At 71.8% G+C, this 6,000-nt stretch carries 3 protein-coding genes; 1 reads left to right on the top strand and 2 read right to left on the bottom strand.

Features of this window, described 5'->3' with window-relative positions:
* Window positions 1-432: 432 nt before the first annotated feature.
* Window positions 433-1,956 carry an NAD(P)H-hydrate dehydratase gene (locus FrCorBMG51_RS03095; protein ID WP_047221588.1) on the bottom strand — a complete coding sequence of 508 codons (1,524 nt, stop codon included), beginning with the start codon at window positions 1,954-1,956 and terminating at the stop codon, window positions 433-435.
* A gap of 371 nt (window positions 1,957-2,327) precedes the next feature.
* Here FrCorBMG51_RS03095 and FrCorBMG51_RS03090 point away from each other — a divergent pair, with 371 nt between their 5' ends.
* Window positions 2,328-2,867, top strand: coding sequence for an SWIM zinc finger family protein (locus FrCorBMG51_RS03090; protein ID WP_047221587.1), 540 nt, complete (start codon window positions 2,328-2,330; stop codon window positions 2,865-2,867).
* 1,094 nt (window positions 2,868-3,961) lie between these two features.
* Here FrCorBMG51_RS03090 and glmS read toward each other — a convergent pair.
* A complete protein-coding gene (glmS, locus tag FrCorBMG51_RS03085) occupies window positions 3,962-5,890 on the bottom strand; it encodes a glutamine--fructose-6-phosphate transaminase (isomerizing) (RefSeq protein WP_047221586.1) in 1,929 nt (642 codons plus the stop codon).
* Window positions 5,891-6,000 lie beyond the last annotated feature (110 nt).

The following is a 6,000-nucleotide window of genomic DNA, read 5'->3' as shown; positions in this document are numbered from 1 at the left end:
CCTCGTCACGGCCGGCGGACCGTGGCGTGCTGCGACGGCCGGGCCCGGCCGGGATATCAGCGCCGGGATGTCGATGACAGCACAGCCGACGGTGCCCTGCCGAGGCCGCCGGCCGGGGCTGTGGACAACAGCCGGTTGTCCACAGGTGCGCCGCGGGGCTGGCGCACCAGGGACACGGAGCGCACCGTCGGGGTATCGCCCTGGGCTGCTCACCCCGGCGACAACAGACAGCACGATCACGCTTTTCCGCGTCCGGGATCCCCGCGGCCGCAGGCTGCCTCCCGGTGCTCCGGCGGCCGGTCCGTCACGCCGCGGAAGCCAGGCCACGAGGCCCGGGCAACCGGAAGCCGCTGATCACTAACAGGAGGACTCGTGCGACAGACAGGACGACGGACGCAAGGAGCCACGACTGTCGATGTCGACCCCCGGCCGTCACCGCGTCCGGCGCTGCCGCAGCAGCGCGGGCAGGTCGGACGCCGCCAGCGGACGGCCCGCGCGCGAGGCCGCTCGGCCGTGCAGGTGAGCGCCCACGCTGCCAGCGTCCAGCGCATCGAGGCCACCGGCGAGCAACGAGCCGCACAGGCCGGTCAGGACGTCCCCGCTGCCGGCCGTGGCAAGCCATGGCGTGCCCGTGGTGTTCACCCGTGCCAGCCCGTCCCGGTCGACGATCAGGGTGCGATTGCCCTTCAGCAGAACGGTCACGCCGAGTTCGGCAGCGCAGCGGCGCACCACCGCGAGCCGGTCCGCGGCCAGTTCGCCCACGGTCGTCTCCGTGTCCCAGCCGAGTGCCGCCACGAGCCGGACGAACTCGCCTTCGTGCGGTGTGAGCAGGGTCGGCGCGGCGCGCTCCCGCAGCGCGCGAGCGTATCCGGCATCCTGGGCCAGCACGCCCAGAGCGCCGGCGTCGAGCAGCAGGGGAACGTCGGCGGTCAGCAGGGCGGCCACGATCCGGGCGGTGTGCCCGTCCGCGGGCAGCCCCGAACCAACGGCCCACGCCTGTACCCGCCCGGCCGCGAGGACGGCGTCGGCGTCACCAGGGTCGATCTCGGTGACGACCGCTTCGGGATGTGCCCGGCGTACGTGGTCGGCGGCCACCCGGGTGCTGACCACCCGCAGGTAGCCCGCGGCCGCGCGCAGCGCCCCGCCGGTGGCGAGCACGGCCGCACCCGGGTAGCTGTTACTGCCCGCGACCAGGCCCAGCACCCCGCGGGTGTACTTGGAGTCCGTCGACACGGGGACGGGCAGGAGGAGGTCCGCGTCGGCGTCGTCCAGCGCGACAAGATCCGCGGCCGGGAGGGTGAGACCAATGTCGACCAGCTCCACCTCGCCCGCGTGCTCCGCCCCGGCCCCGACCAGCAGGCCACGCTTGTAGGTGCCGAAGGTCACCGTGCTGCTCGCGCGGACCGCCGGGCCGACCACCGCCCCGGTGTCGCTGTCCACCCCGCTCGGGACGTCCACGGCGACGGTCCGTTCCCGGGGGGCGCGTACCGCCAGCCGGGCGTACTCCGGCCGCAGACCGCCCTTGCCACCGATACCGAGCAGACCGTCAAGGACGAGGTCGGCCATGGCGAGCAGCCGTGCGGCCGTGTCGTCACCGGCCAGTGTCCCAGGCCCCGGCGGCTGCCCGTCAGCCGGCTCGGGGCCGGACACCGTGTGCAGGCGGCCACCCGCGGCGAGCAGTGCCGCCGTCCCGGCGGGATGCGTCCGGCCCGGGGCGAGCGCGTCCACCCGGGCGCCCCGGGCAGCCAGCCGCGCGCCCGCCCACAGCGCGTCGCCGCCGTTGTCGCCGCCACCGGCCAGCACGACGACCCGGGCGCCGTACACCCGCCCGAGCCGGCGGGCCGCGTGGGACAGCAGCCCGTGCACGGCCCGCTGCATCAGCAGGCCCGGGGGCAGGCTGGCGAGCAGCCGCGCCTCGGCCTGACGGACCTGAGCGACGGTGTGCGCAGACCTCATGCCGCCATGCTCTCGTCTTTCCCGGCGGGCCGTCCCGCCCGTCCCGTCGATGCCCACGGACAACCGGCCGGTACCCACGCGGAGACGATGGTCCTCGGCAGACGGCCAGTGGCCGCGTCCCAGCGCCTGTGGTCAGCTTTCCGCGGCAACGGGCGCCACGGCCGTGCGCCCGAGCCTGCCAGGCACGGGCACGGCGGCGGCTCGTGCGACGGCCGGTCACCGGTCGCGGCTGTGGCGCGAGCGTACGGCCGTCGCGGGATCACGTCGTCCGTGCGCCGCGACCGTGGACCGGGCCGCGCACCAGGGCCGTGAGCTGTGGCCGACCGCCAGGGCCGCGTACCCGCAGACGGCATGTCTCGTAGAATTACCCGATGATCGTCAACCAGTCGGGGCCAAACGGACATGACGACATCGCCATCACACCGTTGCATGCAGTCTTCGACGAGGACGAGTGCGCGCGCCTTGCGGGCCTGGGCGAGTTCACCCGCGGCGTCGCCCTCGCGTTGCAGGGACGGGTCGGCGACCTGAGAATCCGGCCGAGCAGCGCGTCCGGCACCGTGGACGGCGACCAGCTCACCCACACCCAGCTCTCGGTGATCGACGGAACACCGGGCTCGACCTGCACCTGTCCGACCGGCGCCGTCGAACAGTTCTGCGCGCATGCCGTCGCGCTGGCGCTGGTGGCCACGGGCGCCATCGACCCCGACGAGGACAGCGACGACGTCGACCACGGCGACGACGGCTTCTACGACGCCGACGGCCAGCCCATCGACCTGCGTGACTTCCTCGAGAGCCTGGACGGGCCGGCACTGGTCGACCTGGTGGTCGACCTTGCCGCCGTCAACGACGTCCTGGCCATGGATCTACGCGAGGCCGCGGCACGCTGGCGGCGTCCGCATCCGATCGGATGAGCCCCGGTCCCGACCCGGCCTGAACCGAGCCCAGCAGCCACGGCTGTAGTGCGTCCATCGACGTCCACCGACAGAGACATCCACGCGGGAGGCCTACCAGACGACCAGAAGGGATGTTTCCTCCCGACAGCTCACCGCCGCCGGTGGCGGCCTGTCGCCGCGGACGCGGGGTCACGGCGCCCGCGGCGACGGTCGACAGTCCCGTCGGATACGGGACCTGGACCGCCAGGGCGGGGCGTGCGCGAACGGGCGGACGATCCAGCCGTACGATCCCGATGATCATCGGCTGGCCGGACCACCCGTGGACACGCCCGTGGCACGGACGGCGACAGCGGCCGGTGGTCAGCCGTGGGCCACGCGCCCACGGCTGACCACGGTCGGCGGGCCAGCAGCGGCGCGATCACGTTCTTCCCGCGCCCGGCGAGCCCGTCGGATCGGCTTTACCGGCCGGGCGGGCTCGGGAACCAGTCCAGTCATCCGCGGGAATCCGCGGGAGCTGGGCCGCCCGAATCGCTCGCGGGGGCCGGTGCATCTGATTCTGTTCCGGTTCTGTTCCCCTTACGGCCCTCGGGCGGCGCTCCTCATGCCCGGGAGCCGACCGGCCCGCCCGTGAGCCTGGAGAAAGTTTCTTAGCCGGCATTGACTCAGGTCAACAGAAGAACGCCAGTCAGCCGGATTTGTCGCCGACTTCACTCCAAAAACAAAATATCCGACAACTTGTCGTGCCGCTCCCGACGATCCCTTGATGAATCCTCAACAGGACCCCATAGATCAGCGGAGCGGATCCGTGGAACAGATCCGTGGAACAGATCGGTGGCGAGGCCTCGGCGCAGCGACCCCGACGCAGCGAGCCCAACGGAGATATACCGTTCACCACCTGGATGAACCAGGGCCGGCACATCCGCCCCACCACCGCATCCGCCCACCATCGGGCGACAGGCCCGGCCGGTACGAACAAAGCCCGGTCAGCGCGGATACGCGACGAGTTGGGAACGGAAGCTGGGACAGACGGTCCCGTCCTCGTCGGCACCGGCCCCAGCCGTCCTGTGCCGGATCCGGTCGGCACCGGCCTCGCGACGACCCGCCCGCGGTGGCTACTCGACGGTGACGGACTTGGCGAGATTTCGCGGCTGGTCGACATCGAGGCCGCGGGCGAGAGCCAGCTCGCAGGCGAAGACCTGCAACGGCAGCGTCGTCACCAGCGGGGCGAACAAGGTCGGCGTCGCCGGCACCCGGATCAGATGTTCGGCGTAGGGCTCCACAACGGTGTCGCCCTCCTCCGCGATGACGATGGTCCGCGCACCGCGGGCCCGAACCTCCTGGATGTTGGAAACAATCTTGCTGTGCAGGTGCGAACGCCCCCGCGGAGACGGCACCACGACGACGACCGGCAGCCCCTCCTCGACGAGCGCGATCGGGCCGTGTTTGAGCTCCCCGGCCGGGAAGCCCTCGGCGTGCATGTAGGCGAGCTCCTTGAGCTTGAGAGCGCCCTCCAGAGCGACCGGATAGCCGACGTGCCGGCCGAGGAAGAGCACGGCCCTGGCGTCGGCGAGGGTGCGGGCAAGCGCCCGCATCGGTTCGATCGTGGCCAGGGTCTGGCGCACCAGGGCGGGCATGGCCTGCAGCTTCTCGACGTACCGGGCGACCTCGTCGCCGTAGAGCACCCCCCGGACCTGCGCCAGGTACAGCCCGACCAGCAGGCACGCGGCCACCTGGCCGAGGAAGGTCTTCGTCGAGGCCACCCCGACCTCGGGGCCGCAGCGGGTGTACAGGACGGCGTCGGACTCCCGCGGGATCGTCGACCCGTTCGTGTTGCAGATCGCCAGCACCCGGGCCTTCTGCTCCCGGGCGTGCTTGACCGCCATCAGGGTGTCGAGCGTCTCACCGCTCTGGCTGATGGCCACGACGAGCGTGGAACGGTCCAGGACCGGGTCGCGGTAGCGGAACTCCGAGGCCATCTCCACCTCGCAGGGCAGCCGCGTCCAGTGTTCGATGGCGTATTTGGCGATGAGTCCGGCGTGGTAGGCCGTGCCGCAGGCGACGATGAACACCTTGTCCACGTCACGGAAGTCCTGGGCGGACAGGCGTTCCTCGTCGAGGACGATCTCGGCGTCGTTGGAGAGACGTCCGCGCAGGGTGTCGGCGAGGGCGGTCGGCTGCTCGCTGATCTCCTTGAGCATGAAGTAGGGGTGGCCGCCCTTCTCCGCGGCGCTGGCGTCCCAGTCGACGTGGTACGGACGGCCCTCGACCGGGTTGCCGGCGAAGTCGGTGATGGTCACGCCGTCGCGGCGGGCCTCGACGATCTGGTCCTGGCCGATCTCCACGGCGCTGCGGGTGTGCGCGATGAAGGCCGCGACGTCACTGGCCAGGAAGGTCTCGTCGGCGCCGACGCCGACCACGAGCGGGCTGTTGCGCCGCGCCCCGACCACCACGTCGGGATGGTCCCGGTGCACCACGACCAGCGTGAAGGCGCCTTCCAGACGGCGGCACACCCGGCGGAAGGCCTCGGTCAGCCGGCTCGCCCCGGCCGTCTCGGCTCCCTCAGCAGTCCTGGCAGCCCCAGCCGCGCCAGCCCCAGCGGTCCCGTCCGGAGCGCTCACCGCGGCGAGTTCGTCCTCCAGCAGGTGCGCGACGATCTCGGTGTCGGTCTCGCTGGCGAGTTCGTGCCCGTCGCGCTCGAGGCCGGCCCGCAGGCTCGCGAAATTCTCGATGATCCCATTGTGGATCACGGCGATGGCGCCGGTGCAGTCGGTGTGCGGATGCGCGTTGGTGTCCGTCGGCCCGCCGTGCGTCGCCCAGCGGGTATGACCGATACCGACGGTTCCCCGCGGGCTGGTCTCCGATTCGGCCAGCGCCTTTTCCAGGTTGGCCAGTTTGCCCGCTCTGCGCAGAGTACGCAGCCCGCCGTCGACGACCACGGCCACGCCCGCCGAGTCGTAGCCCCGGTATTCCAACCGGCGAAGCCCGGCCAGAGCCACCTCGAGCGCGGGCTGTCCCCCGATGTACCCGATGATCCCACACATGCGGTCAGCGTACGCAATCAGCGGCCCGGGCCCACCGGAGAGGACTCATTACGTGCCTTTGCGTTCGCTGACGGTAATAGCCGCGTTCGCCGCTGGTAATAGCGCTTCGG

The sequence above is a fragment of the Protofrankia coriariae genome (genome assembly GCF_001017755.1).
Classification (GTDB): domain Bacteria; phylum Actinomycetota; class Actinomycetes; order Frankiales; family Frankiaceae; genus Protofrankia; species Protofrankia coriariae.
Note: the sequence above shows the minus strand (reverse complement) of the source record. Positions and strands in the feature narration are given on the sequence as shown.